This is a genomic window from Streptomyces cavernae, from assembly GCF_004023625.1.
In the GTDB taxonomy this organism is placed as follows: Bacteria; Actinomycetota; Actinomycetes; order Streptomycetales; family Streptomycetaceae; genus Streptomyces; species Streptomyces cavernae.
In genome coordinates, this window is sequence record NZ_RPDJ01000001.1 from 48,133 (window position 1) to 66,779 (window position 18,647).

Sequence of the window (18,647 nt, forward strand, 5' to 3'; positions counted from 1 at the left end):
GACGGCTTCACTTCTCTCGTCACCGCTGTTCCCATGTGCACTCCTTTCCGACGCGGCCGCAGCCGCAGCACAACCGCCCTTCCGACTACCCAAGGCTGTGACTGCCATGCCTCGTCGTCACCGAGGGAGGGGACCACCGGGCCGGGAACGACGCTCCTAGCGGGGCGCTTCGGTTGCCGCGGGACCGTGCGCCGCGGTGTAGAACACGGAGCCGCCCTGCTTCGTGCGCTCGGCACCGCCCTTGGCGACCAGGCCTTCGAGGGTGGTCCGTACGACCGTGGTCTTGACGGCGCGGTCCGGGTGGGCGCGGTCGAGCGCCGAGGCGATCTCGGCGGCGGAGCGCGGCTCGCCCTGCTCGCGCAACCGGCCGCGCACCAGCTCGACGAGCGTCGGCCGTGCGGACGCCGGGCCGCTGGTGGCGGCGGACTTCGGGACGGCGGCCCGCTTGCTCCCGGTCGTGGCCTGGGCCCTGGTGGCCGACGCCCGTTTGCTGCCGGCCCGCCCGCCTGTGGCCGACGGCCGCTTGTCCCCGGTCGTGGCCCGCCCGCCTGTGGTCCGCGTGCCCGTGGCCCGCTTGGCGTCGGACGTGCCGCGTGCGCCGGTCACCGAGGCCCGCCTGCTCCCAGGCGTGCCGCCGGTGCCCCCGGACGTGCCGCGACCACCTTTTGCCGTGGCACGCTTCCCCGGCGCCTTCGCGGCCGGTTTCTGCCCCCGCCCCGGCTCGGCCGCCCCCCGGGCCGGACGCGCCCGGGACGTCTTCCGGCCCGGCTCGGCCGAAGCCCGCCCCCGACGGCCGGCCTTCCGGCCGGGCTCGGCAGCCGCTCGGCCCGGGCCGCCCAAGGCCTGCTCCATACTCGCCAGCAGCGCTTGTTCGCGCCGCAGTTGCTCCAACTGCACCTCCAGCCCGGCCACTTCGGCGCCGATGCGCTGCTGTTCCTGTTCGTTGCGTTCGAGGTCGGCGGAGACCTGGACCGAGTACTGCGCACGCAACTGCGTTGAATCACTCTGGATGTCGGACATGACACTCGCCTTTCCCCGGTGCCCGAGGTCATGCTCCGAGCGCATCGAACTCTCGCCGCGTGGGCCACACCCGGGCGAGGCGGAACCGGGGGCCCGGCACGTGGGGCCTGCCCCGACAGGCCCTAGGCCAGCCCTAGGCCCTGTCGTCAAATTCCCGTCTGCCGCGCGACGCCATGCACGCTCCCCCAAGCTCTTCGAGCAGGGGGGACCCCCACTCGCCGCACCGGGCGAAAGCCCGAGTACATCCGGTACGAGGACTTCCGCCCGGCACTCCCCCAGCCTCCGGCCGGAGGGACCCCCATGACGCCGCGCGGCCCGCCCTCCGGGCGGACGACGGGAATTTGACGACAGGACCTAGCCGGAGGCCCGGACCACTTGCGTGGCGAACCGGGTGATGTCCTGCGCGACCCGCTGCGGCTGCTCCCAGTACAGGGCGTGGCCGACGCCCGGGTAGCCGAGCAGTGTCGCGTCGAAGAGGGCGTCGAGGATCAGCTGCTGCTCGGAGCGCGGCAGGTAGGCGTCCTCCTCGCCCCAGAGCAGGAGCGTCGGTACGAGGATGCCCCGCAGGGTCGCCGCCAGATCCGTCTCGAGCAGTCCGCGCACGGACTCCCGCCACACCCGGGCGGGCACCTTGAGGTTCTCCTCGGTGATCGTCTCCAGGAAGCCGCGCCCCACCGCCCGGTGCACCATGCCGCCGAGCAGCTCCTCGACGAAGGAGCGCGGCACGGGGTCACTCAGTTCGCCCACCGACTCCCAGCGGGCGAGAAGACCGGGGCTGTCCGCGAGCGTGGCCGGGGCGCCCATCAGCACCAGCCCCGCCACCCGGTCGGGATGGCTGCCCGCGACGATCCGCGCGGGCACTCCACCGCTCGACGCCCCCACCAGCACGGCACGCGCGACCCCCACCGCGTCGAGGAAACCCACCAGGTCGTCGGCGAAGTCGCGCGGCCGGTACCCCTGCGCGGGGCGCTCGGCGTCCCCATGACCGCGCTGGGTCGGCGCGTAGGCGTGCAGCGCGGTGGACATCTGCTTGAGCACCGGCTCGAAGCTCCACCACGAGTCCCCGATTCCATGGACGAAGACGACGGGCACCCCGCCCGGGTAGCCCGCCTCGGCGTAGGGGAGGAGCGGCCCGTTCTCCAGTTGGGCGGACTTCACCGCGATCGTGCTCACGGCGGCCCTCCTGACTCGGCTGCCCCCGCGTCCACAGGCCCTGACGACGGGCGGGACTTCGCCTCATCGTAGCGAGGGGCGATGCGGGTTGCCCGTTGTGGGCCGGTTCTGCCCTCCGCCCCTACCCGCCCAGAGCTCCCCCCTGCGCACGGGCCTCGCCCCCGTCGGCCGAGGCCGGCCCGGTGCGCCCGGCGCCCGCCCGAGGTGCGCCGAGCACACGGGCGAGCCCGACCACCCCTTCGTCCAGGCGCTGCAGATGGCGCAGCACACGACGGGTGATGCTGCCGCGCGGCGGGGCCCCCGGGGCGCCGGCCTCCAGCAGTGAGGCGATGCTGGGGCCGGACTCGACCGCAGCGTCGCCGGACTCCTCACGGACATGGGCGAGGAGCACGTCGATGTTGTGCGCCATCCGCTCTCCCACCCGCTTCAGCCGCGGGTCGGCGGCGACGGTCCTGCTGTACGGCACGAGCTCGGCCGTCGCAGCCAGCGCACGGGCGTGGTAGGCGCACGTCTCCAGCAGCGCGACGACATAGCGCGCGGTCTGCCGGCGCGCCCGCAGGGGAGTGATCGCATGCGTCAGCGGTTGCGTGGACGCCCGTAGATCGTCCAGGGCCTTGTCCAGGGCGCGCGCCTTGTCCAGCAGATCGGCCGCGGGCCCGCCGCTGAGCTGTTCCACCGCGGCCACGCTGACCTCGCGCAGCTTCTCCAGGACCGTGGCGAGCAGTTCGTCCGTACGGCGGTCGGTGGGCACCGGCAGCACCACTGCCGCGGCGATGATTCCGCAGACGGCGCCCAGCGCGGTCTCCTCGATACGAAGCACGAGCACCTCGACGCTGTAGGTGTCGAGCAGGGTGTACAGCAGCCCCAGCATCGCCGTGACGAAGAACGACATCAGGGCGTACGACAGCGGCGCGGTGAAGAACATCAGGAAGACGAGCAGCAGGACCAGCGCGAAGGCGGTCCAGGTGTGATTGCCGACCAGCCCGGCCAGGGCCGCTCCGGCGACCACGCCGAACACGGTGCCCAGCAGGCGGCGATAGCCCTTGACCAGGACCTCCCCGGTCGAGGCCGTGTTCAGGAAGACGACCCAACAGGTCAGCACGGCCCAGTACCAGCGCTGGGCGGACAGCAGCTCGCCCCCGAGGATGGCCAGGGCCGATCCCACGGACACCTGGACCGCGGCGCGGGTCGTGGGCCGCCGCAGACCCGTGGCCTGGTCGTCCGCCGCGTCCTTCTCGACCTCCTCCGCCCCCGCGATGCCGACGTCCTCGGCGTCCAGCTCCTCCCGGGAACGGGCTGTTGCCGGGGTGTCGTCGGAGTCGTCCTGCGGACCGTCCAGCGCGATCCGCAGCCCCAGCACCGCCCGCGCCATCTCACCGATCCCGCGGAAGACCTCCTGCACGGCGGGCGGGCCGGACGGCACGTTGTCCTCGTCGCGGTAGCCGAGCAGCCGGTTGCGCACATGGGCCAGTGCGGTCCCGCGCTCCCGGGAGACCGGATGCGTGACGAGCAGATGCAGCGCGCGCAGGTCGCGACGCACGGTCTTGGTGACGTCGTCCTGGGCGCGCAGCCGGGTGCCGGGCGCCGGCAGGGGCGCGTCGGGCAGATGCAGGGTGAGCGTGTCCGCCCGTTCGGAGCTGCGTGCGTTGAGCAGGAGCACGCCCAGGCGCTCGGCGGCGATCTCCGCGTCGGCGATACGGCGCTGCACCAGCGCCGCGGTCGCGGCGTCCTGCGTGCCGTCCTCCAGCCGGCCCTGGATCAGCATGGCGCTCTCGTGCAGGCGTGCCGTGCCGTGCCGCACCTCGTCGAAGGCCTTCTCCATGTTCTCCGGGTTCTCCGGCGCTGCGTCCAGCAGCTCGATCTGGGCGGCCAGCAGCTGCGCCAGACGCGTCCGGAAGGCCTTTCGGAGACGGTCCAGCACCCGCTGCGGGGTCTCCCGAACCACCGCGAAGCGCACCACCGCGCTGCACACGAAGGCGACGGCCATCACCCCGTACAACTCGGGCAGCTCCGCCGCGGTGGCGCCGACGAACAGCGAGACGAAGTACACCTGGAACCCGATCAGGCCCAGTGTGGTGCCGCGCTCGCCGAACCGGCGGCCGTAGACCGCGGCGAAGATCAGGGCGAGGAAGACCAGGTCACCCGCGACGACATGGGTGCGCAGCAGCGCCGCGAGCGACACGGCGGCCCCCGCCACGGGTAAGCCGAGCGCGAGGGTGAGGGACTGCGCGGCGCGCTTCTTCTCCCGGATACCGAAGGTCGTCACCATCGCGGTCATCGCACCGGCCACCAGGTGGGGCACCGCGGTGTCCAACAGCGCCAGGACCAGCAGGGTGAGCGCGATCGCCGCCACGGTCCGCAGCCCGGCCATGAGCCGAAGCAGCCCTGGGTCCGACGCGGCGAAGCGATCCCAGATGATCCTGGTCCGCCCCGGTCGGGCCACAGTCGTCACTCCGCCGCTCCCGATCCCGTCATGATCCGCCATGGTCCGCGCTCCCAGGATGGCATGCGACCCCCTGACACGGACACGGCACATCCGTCGCACGGTGGTCTTCGCCGGCGGCCCGGGCCGGCACGCGGGAACGTGATGTGCAGCACGCACCCACAAACGCCCGTCGGGTCGACGGTCGGGTTCTGGCTGTCCAAGGCTTGATCGCTGATCAGGGTGCTGCCGCGGGCGGCCGAAGCGCTCTTGATCCGTTTGACAGTGCGTCGAGCGCACGGATAGGAAGCGCCTGGTTGTTGAGGTGAGAGGTGAAGCGTGGACGAGCCGAACGTGCTGGGTGACTGGCAGGAGTGCGAGGGGCATGCCGGTCTGCGCGTCCGTGTCCACGGCCTGGAGCGGGCGGAGCCGCCGCGCGGCCGGGACGAGGCGGCCGCGGGACTGACGTACTTCCGCTTCCGGGTGACGGTCGAGAACCGGAGCACCCGCCGGTGCGGCGTCCACCTCGAGGACGGCCAGATCGAGGTCCGGCTCGGCACCGACGGCGAAGCCGCGTTCCTGGACTGGCGCAACTCGCAGTTCGTCGAGGGCTTCGACGTCTACCCGCTCCGGCGGGTCACCGCGGTCCTGTACGCCGCGGGCCCGGAAGCCGCCCTGAACCGGCTGGATGTCCAGGTGCAGCCGAAGATCGATGACGACTGGGACGAGCGTTATCTGTGGGCGGGCGGGATCGGGCTGCACGAGGGCCCGATCGACACGGAGGCCCGGCCCAGCGCGGCGGGGGACAGCCTCGCCAGTCAGGTGATCCGCTTCCTGGAGCGGGAGGCGGGCCCGGGCCCGGGCGCCGGCTGACCGGCCCCGCTTCGATCCGACCCCCGAAACCCCGTCCCCCGTCCGCTCGTGCCCTTGCCGGTCACTGGCTGCGCGGTGGTGGCGGCTGCGCGGTGGTGGCGGGTGGGCGGTGGTGGCGCCGCGTCAGCGGGTGGCCGGTGGTGGCGCCTGGTCAGGGGGTGCCGCGGTGGTGGCGGCTGATGTTGCGTTCGAGCAGCTCGGTGGCCGCGCGTACGCCCACCGTGCCCGGGGCGCCGGCATCGCGCAGCAGCCCGTCGTCCCGCTTCAGATCTGTCAGGGCCCGGTCGATCGCCTCGTGCGCGGCGAACAGACAGGGCGTGCTGTAGATGGCCATGTCGACGCCGACACGGGACAGGTCGGTGAGGGAGAGCCGGGGCGACTTCCCGCCCGCGATCTGGTTGAACAGCAACGGGGTGTCCCCGGTCGCCTCCCGGATCCGTCGGAGGGCCTCCAAGAGGATCGTGTAGTTCTGCGGCCCGCCCGGGCCCCGGGAGATCGTGGCCTGCGGGTTGGGTTTCCAGTCGCTCCGCGCGTGGCGGTTGGCGGTGAGTCTGGCGAAGCCCGCCGTGTAGGGTGCGGCGCCCGCCTTCACCTTGGCAGCCATGCGGTCGAGGTCGGCCCGGGCGTGCAGCATTCCGGGGTGCGCGAAGGCGTTCCCGGCCGCCGAGGCCCGAGGTCGTGGGGACGGCGGCGGCTACGGTGGCGGCGCCCGCCGCGGTGCCGGTGATCTTCAGCATGCTCCGACGGCTGATCAGTGCTGTCACGTGCTTCGGTCTTAGCGTCTCGAGGGCGTTGCGAGGCGCAGCCGCACGTGGGGAAGGGGCGTGCGGCTGCGCACTACGGACAGGAGACGCAACGACTCCCGAAGCGATAACAGAAAATGCGCGGAAGGGAGTTGAGCGGGGAGTTGAAGCGAAGGACGCCCCGGCGCAACATCCGGCCCGAGGGGGCCGAGCATGTTGCGCCGGGGCGTCCGTGTGCGCCGCACCGAGCTCCGGCTGGGCTCGGCTCAGCTCGATACCAGGAGCTCCGAGGCACTGGCCAGGACGTCAGCGACTCCGCCGGCCAGACCGTCGGTGGGCGTCGGATCCGCCGTCGGTCCGGTACTCGGTCCGGTAGTGGGTCCGGCACTCGGACCCGTCGTGGGCGACGCCGTGCCGCCACCCGGTCCGCCCGTGGTCGCCGGGGGCTCCGGGGACTGGGCGGGAGTGGCGTCCCCCGTCGGCTCCGGCGGGGACACGCTCGCGGACGGTGTGGCCGGCCGCGGGCTCGTCGACTCCGGTGTGGTCCGGCTCTGACCGGGCGCCGGCCGCTGGGTCGACGAACCCACCTCCGCCGCGGGCGACTTCGATGCCATCAGCAGCTCCGCGGCCCCGTCGGGGCTCTCGGTGGCCCCGGCGCCGAGGGGTCCGTCGGCGGTCCATTCAGGCGCGTCGCCTTCCCCGGCGGGCGGGGTGTCGGCGGCCTTCGGCCGCGGGCTCACGGGCCCTGCCGAGAACGCGGGCCCGGCTGCCCGGTCCGCGTTCTGCACCTCGTCCGCGTCGGCCGTGATGGGCAGCCAGGGCGCCGCGGCGCTCCCGCCGGCTATTACCACTACCAGGGTCGCCGCGAAGGAGACACAGTAGACGGCGATGACCCATCCCAGTCCCCGGAGCACCGAACGACGTCGACCACTCGTGTCGACGAACACGGCACCGTCGGCGGGCAGGGACCCGCTCTCGTCCTGCGGCTCATGTGTCTCCGTACTGTTGGCCATGACCTGCTCCTTGCTGTACTCGGTCCTGCGAGGTGTCGGCTTTCAGCCACCGCTCACCCTCCGAAGGCAAGGCCCCCCAGGCCGTGCCCGACAGGACAGGACCGAGCCCCCGTCCGGCTCGGTCCCAAACGCACTGGTTCACATATACGGAGAACATCGTTTTGTGACTCAACCCGACCGAAAGAGCCGCCTTGTTGCGGGCCTTGCTCGGGTTGGCGGCGTCTGGCGTCTGGTGTCTGGCGCTTGGCGCGATAACGCGCACACATCGCGAGGCGGGTCGATTGGTGCTCGCTCCCGCCTTGCCGACCGGGGAGGGACACGGCCACATATGGGGCGATGCGTTTCCGAGCTTCCTGATCGGGCTGAGGGAAGGGCTCGAGGCGGGTTAATCGTCTCCCGCCTCCTCTCCTCGTCTCCTTGTTGGTGCGGGCCGGTGCCAGGTCCCGGCTGTCCAACTGTGGAAGGGGTTTCCCGGCGGCGATCGCCCCGCGGTGGGCTTCGACGCCGTCCTCACCTGCACAGCAGGCCGAGGGCCACGCCTCCCGACCGCGTGCTCAAGCGCCTCGCTGCCCGCCATCGGCCGCCGTCTGCCGGCGACCTGACCGGCTGGTCCGGGATCGCGGTCCTCCACCCAAGCCCCGCGCCGCGAGCCGTGTCGTGGACAGGCCCGCCCGCCGCGGGAAGGATGGCCGTGCACCCAGCGCCGCCACCAGGACGTGCCGGTGGCGACCGCCGATCTCCGGAGGGCCGTCTGTATGAGCGCACGCGCACTGCCCGTGAGCGCCCCCGCCGCACAGGGCGTCGACTCCTCAGGTATCCACGCGTTCCTCGACGCCCTGGAGGCCGCACCGGACATCGAACCGCACAGCCTGATGATCCTGCGGCACGGTCATGTCGTCGCGTCAGGCTGGTGGGCCCCGTACACGCCCGAGCGCCGGCAGCTCCTGTACTCCCTCAGCAAGAGCTTCACGGCCACCGCGGCCGGGCTGGCCGCGGCGGAAGGACTGCTGGACCTCGATGACCCCGTGGTCTCGTACTTCCCGGAGTTCGACGCCGACATCACCGATCCGCGGAGCCGCGCGATGCTGGTCCGCCATGTCGCCGCCATGGCCAGCGGTCACCTCGCCGACTGCCGGGACGAGGCCGTGGTGGGGGGACCCCAAGGAACCGGTGCGCGGGTTCCTGCGGATCCCGCCGGAGCGCGACCCGGGCACCGTCTTCGCGTACAACCAGCCCGCGACGTACTCGCTCGCCGCGATCGTCCAGCGTGTGACGGGCCGGCTGATGACCGAGTACCTGCGTCCGCGCCTGTTCGATCCGCTCGGCATAGGGGACGTGACCTGGCTCCAGTACCCGGCCGGCCGCGAGATCGGCTTCACCGGCCTGTACGCCACCACCGACGCCGTCGCCCGACTCGGCCAGCTGTACCTGCGGGAAGGCGTCTGGGAGGGCGAACGGCTGCTGCCGTCCGCCTGGGTAGCGGAGGCCACGCGCGCCCAGGTCTCCAACGCCGACGGCATGTCCGAGGGGCCGGACTGGCAGCAGGGCTACGGCTTCCAGTTCTGGATGTCCCGCCACGGTTACCGCGGCGACGGGGCCTACGGCCAGCTCTGTGTCGTCCTGCCGGAGCACGACGTGGTGATCGCCGCGACGGCGGCGACCGAGCCGATGCAGCCCCTGTTGGATCTGGTGTGGGCCCATCTGCTGCCCGCGTTCGGGGCGCAGCCCCTCGAAGGCCGGGCGGCCGACGACACCGCGCTGCGCCACCGCCTCTCCCGCCTAGCGCTGCCGCCGCTCGCCGTGGAACCCGTGCCGCCGACGCGCCCCGAGGACTGGCCGGATGCCACGTTCATCCCCGAGGGCGTGGTGTGCGCCGATCAGCCCACCCTGACGGACGTGGTGGTCACCCGGACCGGCGGCGCGTGGCGCGTTCTTCTCGGCGAGAGCGGTACGCAGTTCGAACTGCGTCTGGATGGCACGGGCTGGACCGTCGACGAGGGCGGCACCCCCACGGCCGTGACCGGAGGCTGGACCGACCCGGACACCCTGCGCGTCGACACGCTCTTCCTGGAGACCCCGCACCGGCTCACGGTGACCTGCTCGCTCCCCGGCCGCACGTTCACGGCGCGCTGGCACACGAAGCCGCTCATCGGGGGACCGCTGCGGTCCTTCCGCGCGGCGGCTCGATGGGAGGACGAGGGCTGAGCCGCCTCCCTGGCAGTGGCGCTCCGCTGTGCGCAGCTCGTCCACGATGAGCGGCACACCGAACTCGTCCGTCTCGTCGATCGAGCCCTGAACTGCATGGTCACCATTAGGTTACCCAGTCACTGAAAAGTGCGTTCTTCCACGTCAGCGGTCACTCTCCTACGGTTCTTGAGTAACCACCAGAGAGTGCGTCGAGGTTCGGTCTGAGCGAGCCCATCGGCGCTCATGAGAAGGAGGCAGACAGCATGGCCGTCACCCTGGTCAACCCCAGCGGATTGCCAGAAATCGAGGTCTATCGGCAGGTGTCGATCGCGACCGGGTCGAAACTGGTCTACATCGCCGGTCAGGTCGCCTGGGATGCCAAGGGCGTCACGGTCGGCGAAGGCGACCTCGCCGCGCAGGTCGAGCGGTGCTACCTCAACATCGGCACCGCCCTGGCCGGGGCCGGTGCTTCCTTCGACGACGTCGTGAAACTGACCGTCTACGTCGTCGACTGGACCCCCGACAAGATGCCCCTGCTCCTGGACGGGATCTCCCGGGCCGCCGAGAAGCTGGGAGTCACCCCGGTACCGCCGGCCACCCTGCTGGGCGTCGCGGCACTGGACGTCCCCGAGCACCTGGTCGAGCTCGAAGCCACCGCGGTCATCGACTGACGTCGTCATGGTCGGCCTGAACGGACTACGGCTGCTGCGGGACGCGGCCTGGCAGCGGGCCGTCGAGGAGGGTGCCGGACGCGGGCCGGTCCGCTGAACCGTGTGGCCGTTCCTCCTCAATGCCCCCTGGCCAAGGTGCCCCGGCCCCGGTCCGCCCTTCGGCGCCACCGCTGCGCTCTTGCAGCGGTGGACCGTGGTCGTCGCTGTTGGTTTTCCTCCCGCCCGAACGCGCTGAGCAACGTGCCGCGTTGGTGCTCAGCCGCAAGATCCTTTGGGTATCCGCGGGTGCTGAGGCGCCGCAGCGGGAAAGGGGCTTTCGACCAACTCTGACAGCGAGCAGCCCGAACTCGGGCATGATGCCCCCATGATGACGGGGGGAGCCGAAAATGGCAGCGGCACCGAGCGCTGGGTACAGCCGCGCACTCGTCAGTGCGTGCCGCGTCCGGTGCCGGCCGGGACAGGCGCACCGTGTTGCGTCGCGGTGCTTACGCCGAAGCCGGGGCTTCAGCTTCCTTGATGCCTTTCCCTGCCGTAGACCGGTTCGTGTCCGGCTCCCGGGACGAACATGGCATGTTCGTCGAACAGTCCGGGTCGGTCACAGGCCGATCTGCATGAGCCATTGAGTGGTGGTGCGCGGCTTCAGACCCAGAATCTGCTGGGCGCTGTTGTGTGCGCTGATGGCGTTGTCCGGCGCCGTCGCGAGTCGCCGGTACAGTGCGGTGGCCTCGGCCGCTCCCGCGTCTCCGACCAAAGGGACGATCAGCTGGCCGAACGCCTCGGGTGAGAGGGGTTCGTAGGACACGGGTCGGCCGAGGTGGTCGGAGAATGCCCACGCGAGGTCGGGGCTGGTGAGCCCTGGGTGCTGGCCCACGGCGATCGTTCCGGTGATGTCGGGGCGGTCGAACAGGGCGGCGGCGACGTCGGCGCGTGTCGAGTACGAGCTCACGCCCGCGGGTGCGCCGGCGGCGTCGATGCCGCTGCGCCCCGGTGAACTCGCGCACCGGCTGGCCGTGGAGGCGTCCCATGTCACCCGTCAGGTGAGGCACTTGGAGAACGCCGGCTCTATCAGGCGGGTTCCGGATCCCGACGACCGCCGGGCGCAGCGTATCCGGCTCACCGTGGCGGGGGAGGAGGCCTTCCGCCGGATCCGTGAGGCCGGTTGCCGCGGTATGCAAATGGCCCTCGCCCACTGGTCGCGGGAGGACCTACGGCGACTCGCCCCGCTCATCCACCGCATGGCCGACGACTTCACCCTCCGCGCGGTGGGTGGCGCCGACCTCGCGCCGCCCGCGCCCGCGCACGGCTGCTGAGCCGAGTGCCGGTGTGCCATCGGACGCGAACCCGCGAGAAGCCGTGCGAACCGTTCGCCGCCTTCGCCGCCGACCCGTACAGAGCACCCAACCCGTACAGAGCACCCAACCCGTACAGAGCACCCAACCCGTACAGAGCACTGCCAACGTCCCACGCACACCCCCAGGGAGCCCGTGCGGACCGTTCGCCGCGATCGCGTCCCGCGGGCCCGCGCCGCGAGGTCTCACTCGCCGAGCCGCGGAGCAGCACCGATCCGGTGGGCCCGTACGCCGGAGGTGGAGATCGCCCGACGAGGTCGTCTCCCGAGCGTTGTGTCCCACGTGTCGAGCTCTACACGATTGGTCTGGTTCATGCATGTAGGCATCGGTGAGAAACCCTCGCCCGTTCGTGGGGAGGGGCAGCATGTCCTGGTCGTCGCCGACGACCCCGGGGAACCACCGAAGTGCTCTCGGTGACCCTGGAGTTGGGGGGCTATCAAGTCGGCAGCACGGACACGGGCGGCGAAGCGCTGGCGCGGCTGGCGGAGCATCCCTTCGACCTGGTCGTGCTAGACGTCACCCTGCCCGACCTGGACCACCTCGCCCAGGGGCGCCGGTTACCCGGCACCGGCCGGCCGCCTGTGCTCTTCCTGACCGGTTACGAATCCCTGGGCAGACTCGGCCCCGAAGTCGGCCTCGGTGACCAGGACTACGTCACCAAGCCCTTCAGGATCGCGGAAGTCCTCGCCAGGCACAGGTGTTGCTGCGCGGCAGGAGGAACGGCCCGCGGTCCTGCACCCTCAGCTACGGTGACCTGGTCCTGGACGACGTCACCTGCCAGGCTCGGCGCGGCACCCGGGACCTCGCCCTGACTCCCGCGGAGCACCGGCTGTTACGCCATCTGCTGTGCAACGCCGGGAAACTGCTGTCGAAGGACCAGATGGGCCGCCATGTCTGGGGCGAGTACCGCGGCGGCAACGCGATCGAGCAACTCGTCTCCCGCCTCCGGCGCAAGGTGACCAGCCGCACGGTGCACCCGGCGAGATCGAGGCCGGTCCCGGCGGCCCCGAGACGCAGGTCGAGGCCGAGGGCGTCGAGGTCGCCCGGCGTGCGCAGCGCGAGCCGCTCGGGCTGCCAGTCTGTACGGGGCCGGTGATGTCGCCCGCTGGCACAACCCGCTGTTCGGCAGCCAGATGCGGATCGAGCACCGCACCAACGCGGCCGAGCAGGGCATGGCCGCCGCCCGCAACCTCCTGCGCCCGCACGCGCGCAAACCGTTTGCACCGGTCCCCTACTTTCGGTCGGACCAGTACGACATGAAGATCCAGGCGTTCGGCCGGCTGCGTGGCCACGACGAGGTCGCCGTCGCTGCCGGGGGGACCTGGCAGAGCGCCGTTTCCTGGCCGTCTACCGCAACGGTGAGCAGCTGACCGGAGCGCTCGCCGTCGGCATGCCGCCGAAGACGGTCCGTGAGTGGCGGCAGGCTGTCGCGGCCCGCACCACATGGCGCGAGGCACTGGAGGGCGCGCCGGAGGGCGCACCAACTCAGCCTAGACGCAAGGAGGTTCTCACGGCGGAATGACCTGACCCGCCCAGGCCCTCCCTTGTGTAAGCGTCCGGAACCAGCTCCTCGGTGCCCTTGGGTAGCCCGGGGCAACTTGGCGACAAAATTGTTGACAATCTTGTCGCCCTGGATTTAGCGTCGGTACGCGCGCACTCAGGGAGGGCACGATGCCGACGGAAGCCCGTCCAAGCACCGGAGAGCAGGCCAAGCAGCATGCGCTCGCGCAGCTCAGGCAGGCGATCCTGCGCGGGGACATGGCCCCGGCACAGCGGCTGGTGGAGAACGAACTCGCCGAGCAGTTCGGTGTGACACGGGCCAGCATTCGAGCGGCACTGATCGATCTGGCGGCCGAGGGGCTGGTGGAACGGATCCGCAACCGCGGTTCGCGGGTCCGGGTGGTGACCGTCGAGGAGGCGGTGGCCATCACCGAGTGCAGGATGGTCCTTGAAGGGCTGTGCGCGGCCAAGGCGGCCGTCGAGGCGAGCGACGAGCAGTTGACCGAGTTGGCCGATCTGGGCGCCGCGATGTCCAAGGCGGTGGCCGACGGCGAACCGGTGACGTACTCCGAGCTCAACCAGGAACTCCACGCCCGTATCCGGCAGTTCTCCGGTCAGCAGGTGGCCGTGGAACTCCTCGACCGGCTCAACGCCCAGCTGGTGCGCCACCGGTTCCAGCTCGCGCTGCGACCGGGGCGGCCCCAGCAGTCCCTGAGTCAGCATCTGGCGATGATCGAAGCGATCCGGTCCAGGGACCCGCAGGCGGCCGAGGCGGCTGCCCGCGCCCATCTCAGCAGCGTGATCGACGCGTTGCGCGAATGAGCGCGCACGGCTGACGGCATCGAGTCACGCATCGCACAACCGGGTTCGGCGGCCCGGGTGTTGTGCGACGGACGATACCGACACGGGCGCGCCACCCGTCCACCGAGGAGATTTGTCTGCCATGACACACGGCACAGCGCCCACCGCCCCGCGATCGACGCTCGTCATCACCGCACACGCCGGGGACTATGTGTGGCGGGCCGGCGGAGCCATCGCCCTGGCCGCCTCCCGGGGCGAGAAGGTCACCATCGCGTGCCTGACCTACGGGGAGCGCGGTGAATCGGCCAAGGCGTGGCGGGAGGGCAAAACGCTGGAGGAGATCAAGGACATCCGCCGCGAGGAGGCCGGGCAGGCCGCCGCCACCCTCGGCGCCGAGGTCGTCTTCCTCGACGCCGGAGACTACCCCCTGACCGCCACGCCCGAGCTGACCGACCGCCTCGTCACCCTGTACCGCAGGACCCGGCCCGACGTCGTCCTCACCCACCCCCTCGAGGACCCGTACAACGGCGACCACCCCGCGGCGGCCCGGATGGCCATGGACGCACGTGTGCTCGCCCAGGCCATCGGCTACCCGGCGGAGGGCGAGGTCATCGGCGCTCCGCCGGTGTTCTTCTTCGAGCCCCACCAGCCCGAGATGTGCGACTTCAAGCCGCAGGTCCTCCTCGACATCACCGAGGTGTGGGAGACCAAGCGCAGGGCCATGGAGTGCCTGGCCGCCCAGCGGCACCTGTGGGACTACTACACCGACCTGGGCAAGCGGCGCGGCGTACAGCTGAAGCGCAACGCCGGGCCCAACCTCGGCCTGCCGCACACGACCTATGCCGAGGCCTATATGCGCCCCTATCCGCAGGTCACGGGAGAACTGGCATGAGCGGAGTGATCGTCACCAACCCTCCGAGGGCGGCCGAGAAGGACGTCGAGGCACTGTCCGGCTACGGGGTGGCCACCGTGCACGAGGCCCTCGGCCGCACCGGACTCCTCGGTCCGCGGCTGCGCCCCATCCAGCAGGACGTCCGGATCGCCGGCACGGCGGTCACCGTACTCAGCTGGCCCGGCGACAACCTCATGATCCATGCCGCGGTGGAGCAGTGCAGCCCCGGTGACATCCTCGTCGTCACCACCACCTCGCCCTCCACGGACGGCATGTTCGGCGAACTGTTCGCCACCGCGCTGCAGCGGCGCGGGGTGCGCGGACTCGTCATCAACGCGGGCATCCGCGACACCGCGGAACTGCGCGGCATGGGCTTCCCCGCATGGGCGGCCGCCGTGTCCGCCCAGGGCACCGTCAAGGCGACCGCGGGCTCGGTCAATGTGCCCATCGTGGTCGGCGGGGAGATCGTCCGGCCCGGCGATGTGGTGCTCGCAGACGACGACGGCGTGATGGTCGTACCCCGCGAGCGGTCCGGCGAGGCCGTCGAGGCGTCCGCCGCCCGCACGGCGAAGGAGGAGGCGTCCCGCGCCGCCTTCGCGGGGGGCCAACTCGGCCTGGACCGCTACGGGTTGCGTGAGAAGCTGGTACGCCTCGGGGTGCGCTACGAGTCCTACGACCAGTACCTGAGGGAAGCGGGCTCCGGGTCGTGAACGGAGACGACGCGGCCGGTGCCGCCGAGGCCGGCGCCGAGGCAATCCGCTGCATGCTGATGCGGGGTGGCACATCCAAGGGCGCGTACTTCCTGGCCGAGGACCTGCCCGTCGACCCCGGCGCCCGGGACGAGCTGCTCCTGCGCGTCATGGGCAGCCCCGACCCGCGCCAGATCGACGGCCTGGGCGGAGCCCATCCCCTGACCAGCAAGGTGGCCGTGGTTTCCGCATCGCCCGGCCCCGAGGCGGACATCGACTACCTGTTCCTCCAAGTCGCCGTCACCAGAGCAGAGGTGACTGACCGTCAGAACTGCGGCAATCTGCTTGCCGGAGTCGGCCCCTTCGCGGTGGAACGCGGACTGGTCCACCCCGGTGAGGCGGAGACGACCGTGCGGATCCGGATGCGCAACACCGGGGACCTCGCCGTCGCGAACTTCCGCACGCCGGGCGGGCGCGTCGTGTACAGCGGCTCCGCGGAGATCTCCGACGTACCGGGGACGGCCGCACCGGTGCTGATCGAGTTCCCGCCGGGTCACGGCCCGCTGCTGCCCACCGGCCGGGTCCGCGACACCGTGGCCGACGTCCCGGTGACCTGCGTGGACAACGGCATGCCGACGGTGCTGATCGCCGCGTCCTCCCTGGAGGTCACCGGCTACGAGACCCCGCGGGACCTGGAGGAGGACCCGGCCCTCGCCGACCGGCTCCGGGAGATCCGCCTCGAGGCGGGCCGGCTGATGGGGCTGGGCGACGTCGAGCACACCACGGTGCCCAAGCTCAGCCTGCTCGCACCGCCCCGCGACGGCGGCGCGGTGATGACCCGTACCTTCATCCCGGCACGCTGCCACACATCCATCGGGGTGCTGGGCGCCGCCTCCGTCGCCGCCGGGCTGCGCACCAAAGGGAGCGTGGGGGAGGACATCGCCCAACTCCCCACGGCGGGGAACACTTTGCGCATCGAGCACCCCGCCGGGTTCCTCGATGTCGAGATCGACATCGAGACGGCCGCCGTCCCCGTGGTACGCCGCACCGCGGTCGTCCGCACGGCACGAAAGATCTTCGACGGGACGGTCTTCCCCCGGCCCGTCCACACGCCCTCTGCCTGAACGCCCCGAGGAGACCAGGATGACTCCGCCCCTCGGTGACGTCGCCCACCTCGGGCACGTAGAACTACTCACCCCGGACCCGGACAGCCCTTAGGCTTCTTCACCGACTACCTCGGCCTGACGGTCAGCGGACGCGACGCCGACTCGGTCTACCTGCGGACCTGGGACGACTACGAGCACCACAGTCTGGCCCTCACGGCGCACGAGACCTCCGGGATCCGCCGCACCGCGCTGCGCACCTCAAGCGAGGAGGCCCTGCGACGGCGGGTCAAGGAGCTCCGGGCCGCGGGCCACCAAGGCCGATGGACCGAGGACGAGCCGGGCCTCGGCCCGGTGTACGTGACCACGGACCCCGACGGCCATGAGCTGGCCCTGTACTGGGAGTCCGAGTGGTACCGCTGCCCGGACGAGCTCCAGCCGACCCTGAAGAACCAGCCCCAGGCCAAACCCGGCCACGGCGTGGGGGTACGCCGTCTCGACCACGTCAACTACCTCGCCGCCGACGTGGCCGCCAACGCCGACTTCCACCAGCAACTGCTCGGCGCCCGCCCGACCGGGCAGATCAGACTCGACAGCGGGACGATCGCCGCGAAATGGCTGACGTTCACCAACAAGTCCTACGACGTCGTCTACACCGAGGACTGGGCCGGCTCGCGCGGCCGACTGCACCACATCGCCTTCGCGACCGACTCCCGCGAGGACATCCTGCGCGCCGCCGATCTCGCCATCGACACCGGCGGTATTCATCGAGACCGGGCCGCACAAGCACGCCATCCAGCAGACGCTCTTCGTCTATGCCTACGAGCCCGGTGGCAACCGCGTCGAGTTGTGCAATCCGCTCACCCGTCTGTTCCTCGCCCCCGACTGGCCACTGATCACCTGGACCCAGGCCGAGCGCGCCAAGGGGCAGGCGTGGGGTCTGAAGACCATCGAGTCCTTCCACACGCACGGCACACCGCCCGTGGACTGACCGACGTGCATCGACCGATGCGGCTGATCGATGCGGACCGGCCGCGACGCCCGCGCACAGCTGTCCCCCACGGGCCGATCCGGGGGCGGGCCCGCAGCGCCTCGCTCAGCCGGCGTCGGCCGGCCGGGTGCCGACGGCCCGCCGCACCTGCTCCGCGATCAGGGTGTACACCTCACGGGCCTTGGCGTCGTTGTCACCGTCGTAGCCGTGGTCGACTCCCGCCACGTCGTAGTGGTCGGCGAGCGCGCCCGCCTCGCGCAGCCGGTCGGCGTAGCGCACGCCCTCGGCCTTGAGCAGGTCGTACTCCGCGGTGACGACCAGGGCCGGGGCGATGCCCTTGATGTCCGCGGTGTCCGCCGCGTTCCCGGGCGACACGAGCGGGTCCGTACGCCGCTTCGGGTCCGGAACGTACGAGGTGTCGAAGACCTCCGCCATCCACGGGCGCAGCAATGGCTTGGCTATGGCGGCACGCTTGTCCTTGGCGCTCGTGGCGAGGTCGAGCGGGGGATAGTGCAGGACCTGGAGCGCGATCGAGGGCCCGCCCTCCGCCAGGGCCTGCCGTGCCACGGCCGCGGCGAGGCCGCCGCCGGCGCTCTGCCCGCCCACGGTGAGGCGGCCGCCGTCCCAGCCCTGCTCGGCGCCGTGCTCGGCGACCCAGCGGACCACCTCGTACGCCTGGCGTGGTGGAGCCGGGAACGGGTGCTGCGGGGCGACGGCGTAGTCCACGTTGATCACCACCACACCCGCCTCCGCGGCGAGGAAGCGGCACAGGGGATCGTCCAACTCGGTCATCGGCATGACATAGCCGCCGCCGTGGAAGTTGATGTGGACGGGCGGTGCCGCGTCCTCCGTCGCCGGCAGGTACACCGTGGCCCGCGCCGGGGCGATCGAGTTCGGGATCGTCAACTCCCGTACCCTGCGCGGGAATTCAGGGAAGCGGGCATGGTAGGAGGCATCCGAGCCGCGGCCGCTCGCCCGCCGGCTCGCGAGCTTGCCGGCTTGTTGCATCGCCTTGGCGGCGAAGGTCGCCACAGCGGGGCGGGCCAGAATGGACATGCGACTCCTTGAGGAGATCAATTATCAGGATTCCTGCTGATCGCGGGGGATGCTAACACGATTGCCCGTACATGGACCCCCTTGTGCCGCGCCGTGATTGAGGTGATTTCCTTGATCGTCGACGGTGCGTCCGGCTCCCGGTCGCCTCGACAGGTGTGGGCCTG

Annotated in this window: 14 protein-coding genes and 5 pseudogenes; 12 read left to right on the forward strand and 7 right to left on the reverse strand. The window is 71.4% G+C overall.

Annotated elements, in window-relative coordinates; genetic code table 11:
• Positions 1-156: 156 nt before the first annotated feature.
• The 3 genes from EF387_RS10125 to EF387_RS10135 all read right to left on the reverse strand — a co-directional run bounded on the left by EF387_RS10125 (position 157) and on the right by EF387_RS10135 (position 4,645).
• On the reverse strand, positions 157-1,020 hold the full coding sequence (locus tag EF387_RS10125) for a hypothetical protein (RefSeq protein WP_128376190.1): 864 nt from the start codon (positions 1,018-1,020) through the stop codon (positions 157-159).
• Between the two features lie 354 nt (positions 1,021-1,374).
• Entirely contained in the window at positions 1,375-2,193 is an 819-nt protein-coding gene (locus tag EF387_RS10130; protein WP_128376191.1) for an alpha/beta fold hydrolase, read from the reverse strand.
• 121 nt (positions 2,194-2,314) lie between these two features.
• Positions 2,315-4,645: an FUSC family protein gene (locus EF387_RS10135; protein ID WP_420802551.1), complete on the reverse strand. Its 2,331-nt coding sequence runs from the start codon at positions 4,643-4,645 to the stop codon at positions 2,315-2,317.
• Positions 4,646-4,954: 309 nt separating this feature from the next.
• On the opposite strand from EF387_RS10135, the gene EF387_RS10140 reads away from it, so the two are divergent.
• Complete coding sequence (locus tag EF387_RS10140; RefSeq protein WP_128376193.1) at positions 4,955-5,488, forward strand: hypothetical protein; 534 nt, start codon at positions 4,955-4,957, stop codon at positions 5,486-5,488.
• Between the two features lie 151 nt (positions 5,489-5,639).
• Here the strand turns inward: EF387_RS10140 and EF387_RS10145 are convergent.
• Positions 5,640-5,942: pseudogene (locus tag EF387_RS10145) on the reverse strand (isocitrate lyase/PEP mutase family protein); the annotation flags it as partial.
• Positions 5,943-6,497: 555 nt separating this feature from the next.
• Positions 6,498-7,244, reverse strand: a complete 747-nt coding sequence (locus EF387_RS10155) for a hypothetical protein (protein WP_128376194.1) — start codon at positions 7,242-7,244, stop codon at positions 6,498-6,500.
• Between the two features lie 755 nt (positions 7,245-7,999).
• Here EF387_RS10155 and EF387_RS10160 point away from each other — a divergent pair.
• Both EF387_RS10160 and EF387_RS10165 read left to right on the forward strand, forming a co-directional pair.
• Positions 8,000-9,449 (forward strand): annotated as a pseudogene (locus tag EF387_RS10160) (serine hydrolase domain-containing protein).
• A 245-nt stretch (positions 9,450-9,694) separates the two neighbouring features.
• Positions 9,695-10,102 carry a RidA family protein gene (locus EF387_RS10165; RefSeq protein WP_128376195.1) on the forward strand — a complete coding sequence of 136 codons (408 nt, stop codon included), beginning with the start codon at positions 9,695-9,697 and terminating at the stop codon, positions 10,100-10,102.
• 595 nt (positions 10,103-10,697) lie between these two features.
• On the opposite strand, the gene EF387_RS10170 is transcribed toward EF387_RS10165, so the two are convergent.
• Complete coding sequence (locus tag EF387_RS10170) at positions 10,698-11,048, reverse strand: hypothetical protein (protein WP_162467109.1); 351 nt, start codon at positions 11,046-11,048, stop codon at positions 10,698-10,700.
• Between the two features lie 16 nt (positions 11,049-11,064).
• Between EF387_RS10170 and EF387_RS10175 the strand changes: the two are divergent.
• The 9 genes and pseudogenes from EF387_RS10175 to EF387_RS10215 all read left to right on the forward strand — a co-directional run.
• A pseudogene (locus EF387_RS10175) lies at positions 11,065-11,412 on the forward strand (MarR family winged helix-turn-helix transcriptional regulator); the annotation flags it as partial.
• 443 nt (positions 11,413-11,855) lie between these two features.
• Complete coding sequence (locus EF387_RS49700; RefSeq protein WP_338058101.1) at positions 11,856-12,263, forward strand: response regulator transcription factor; 408 nt, start codon at positions 11,856-11,858, stop codon at positions 12,261-12,263.
• Positions 12,149-12,547, forward strand: a complete 399-nt coding sequence (locus tag EF387_RS49960; RefSeq protein ID WP_420802552.1) for a winged helix-turn-helix domain-containing protein — start codon at positions 12,149-12,151, stop codon at positions 12,545-12,547. The genes EF387_RS49700 and EF387_RS49960 overlap by 115 nt, the downstream gene beginning before the upstream one ends.
• Positions 12,522-12,973, forward strand: a pseudogene (locus EF387_RS10190) (oxidoreductase C-terminal domain-containing protein); the annotation flags it as partial. The gene EF387_RS49960 and the pseudogene EF387_RS10190, both read left to right, overlap by 26 nt.
• Before the next feature lie 149 nt (positions 12,974-13,122).
• Positions 13,123-13,773: a GntR family transcriptional regulator gene (locus EF387_RS10195; protein ID WP_128376199.1), complete on the forward strand. Its 651-nt coding sequence runs from the start codon at positions 13,123-13,125 to the stop codon at positions 13,771-13,773.
• A 121-nt stretch (positions 13,774-13,894) separates the two neighbouring features.
• The gene (locus tag EF387_RS10200) at positions 13,895-14,644 is read left to right on the forward strand and encodes a PIG-L deacetylase family protein (RefSeq protein WP_128376200.1); all 750 of its coding nucleotides are present in this window, start codon (positions 13,895-13,897) and stop codon (positions 14,642-14,644) included.
• Positions 14,641-15,354: a 4-carboxy-4-hydroxy-2-oxoadipate aldolase/oxaloacetate decarboxylase gene (locus EF387_RS10205; protein WP_128376201.1), complete on the forward strand. Its 714-nt coding sequence runs from the start codon at positions 14,641-14,643 to the stop codon at positions 15,352-15,354. Before EF387_RS10200 ends, EF387_RS10205 begins: the two co-directional genes overlap by 4 nt.
• Positions 15,355-15,407: 53 nt before the next feature.
• Entirely contained in the window at positions 15,408-16,457 is a 1,050-nt protein-coding gene (locus tag EF387_RS10210) for a 4-oxalomesaconate tautomerase (RefSeq protein ID WP_128376570.1), read from the forward strand.
• Between the two features lie 19 nt (positions 16,458-16,476).
• A pseudogene (locus tag EF387_RS10215) lies at positions 16,477-17,427 on the forward strand (VOC family protein).
• Positions 17,428-17,532: 105 nt separating this feature from the next.
• Here the strand turns inward: EF387_RS10215 and EF387_RS10220 are convergent.
• Complete coding sequence (locus EF387_RS10220) at positions 17,533-18,483, reverse strand: alpha/beta hydrolase (RefSeq protein WP_128376202.1); 951 nt, start codon at positions 18,481-18,483, stop codon at positions 17,533-17,535.
• Positions 18,484-18,647: the final 164 nt, after the last annotated feature.

Excerpts from the sequence above, each read along its gene's own strand:
- EF387_RS10125 (WP_128376190.1), bottom strand. The coding sequence starts at position 1,020 with ATGTCCGACATCCAGAGTGATTCAACGCAGTTGCGTGCGCAGTACTCG.
- EF387_RS10155 (WP_128376194.1), bottom strand. The coding sequence starts at position 7,244 with ATGGCCAACAGTACGGAGACACATGAGCCGCAGGACGAGAGCGGGTCC.
- EF387_RS10165 (WP_128376195.1), top strand. The coding sequence starts at position 9,695 with ATGGCCGTCACCCTGGTCAACCCCAGCGGATTGCCAGAAATCGAGGTC.
- EF387_RS10195 (WP_128376199.1), top strand. The coding sequence starts at position 13,123 with ATGCCGACGGAAGCCCGTCCAAGCACCGGAGAGCAGGCCAAGCAGCAT.
- EF387_RS10200 (WP_128376200.1), top strand. The coding sequence starts at position 13,895 with ATGACACACGGCACAGCGCCCACCGCCCCGCGATCGACGCTCGTCATC.
- EF387_RS10205 (WP_128376201.1), top strand. The coding sequence starts at position 14,641 with ATGAGCGGAGTGATCGTCACCAACCCTCCGAGGGCGGCCGAGAAGGAC.
- EF387_RS10210 (WP_128376570.1), top strand. The coding sequence starts at position 15,408 with ATGCTGATGCGGGGTGGCACATCCAAGGGCGCGTACTTCCTGGCCGAG.
- EF387_RS10220 (WP_128376202.1), bottom strand. The coding sequence starts at position 18,483 with ATGTCCATTCTGGCCCGCCCCGCTGTGGCGACCTTCGCCGCCAAGGCG.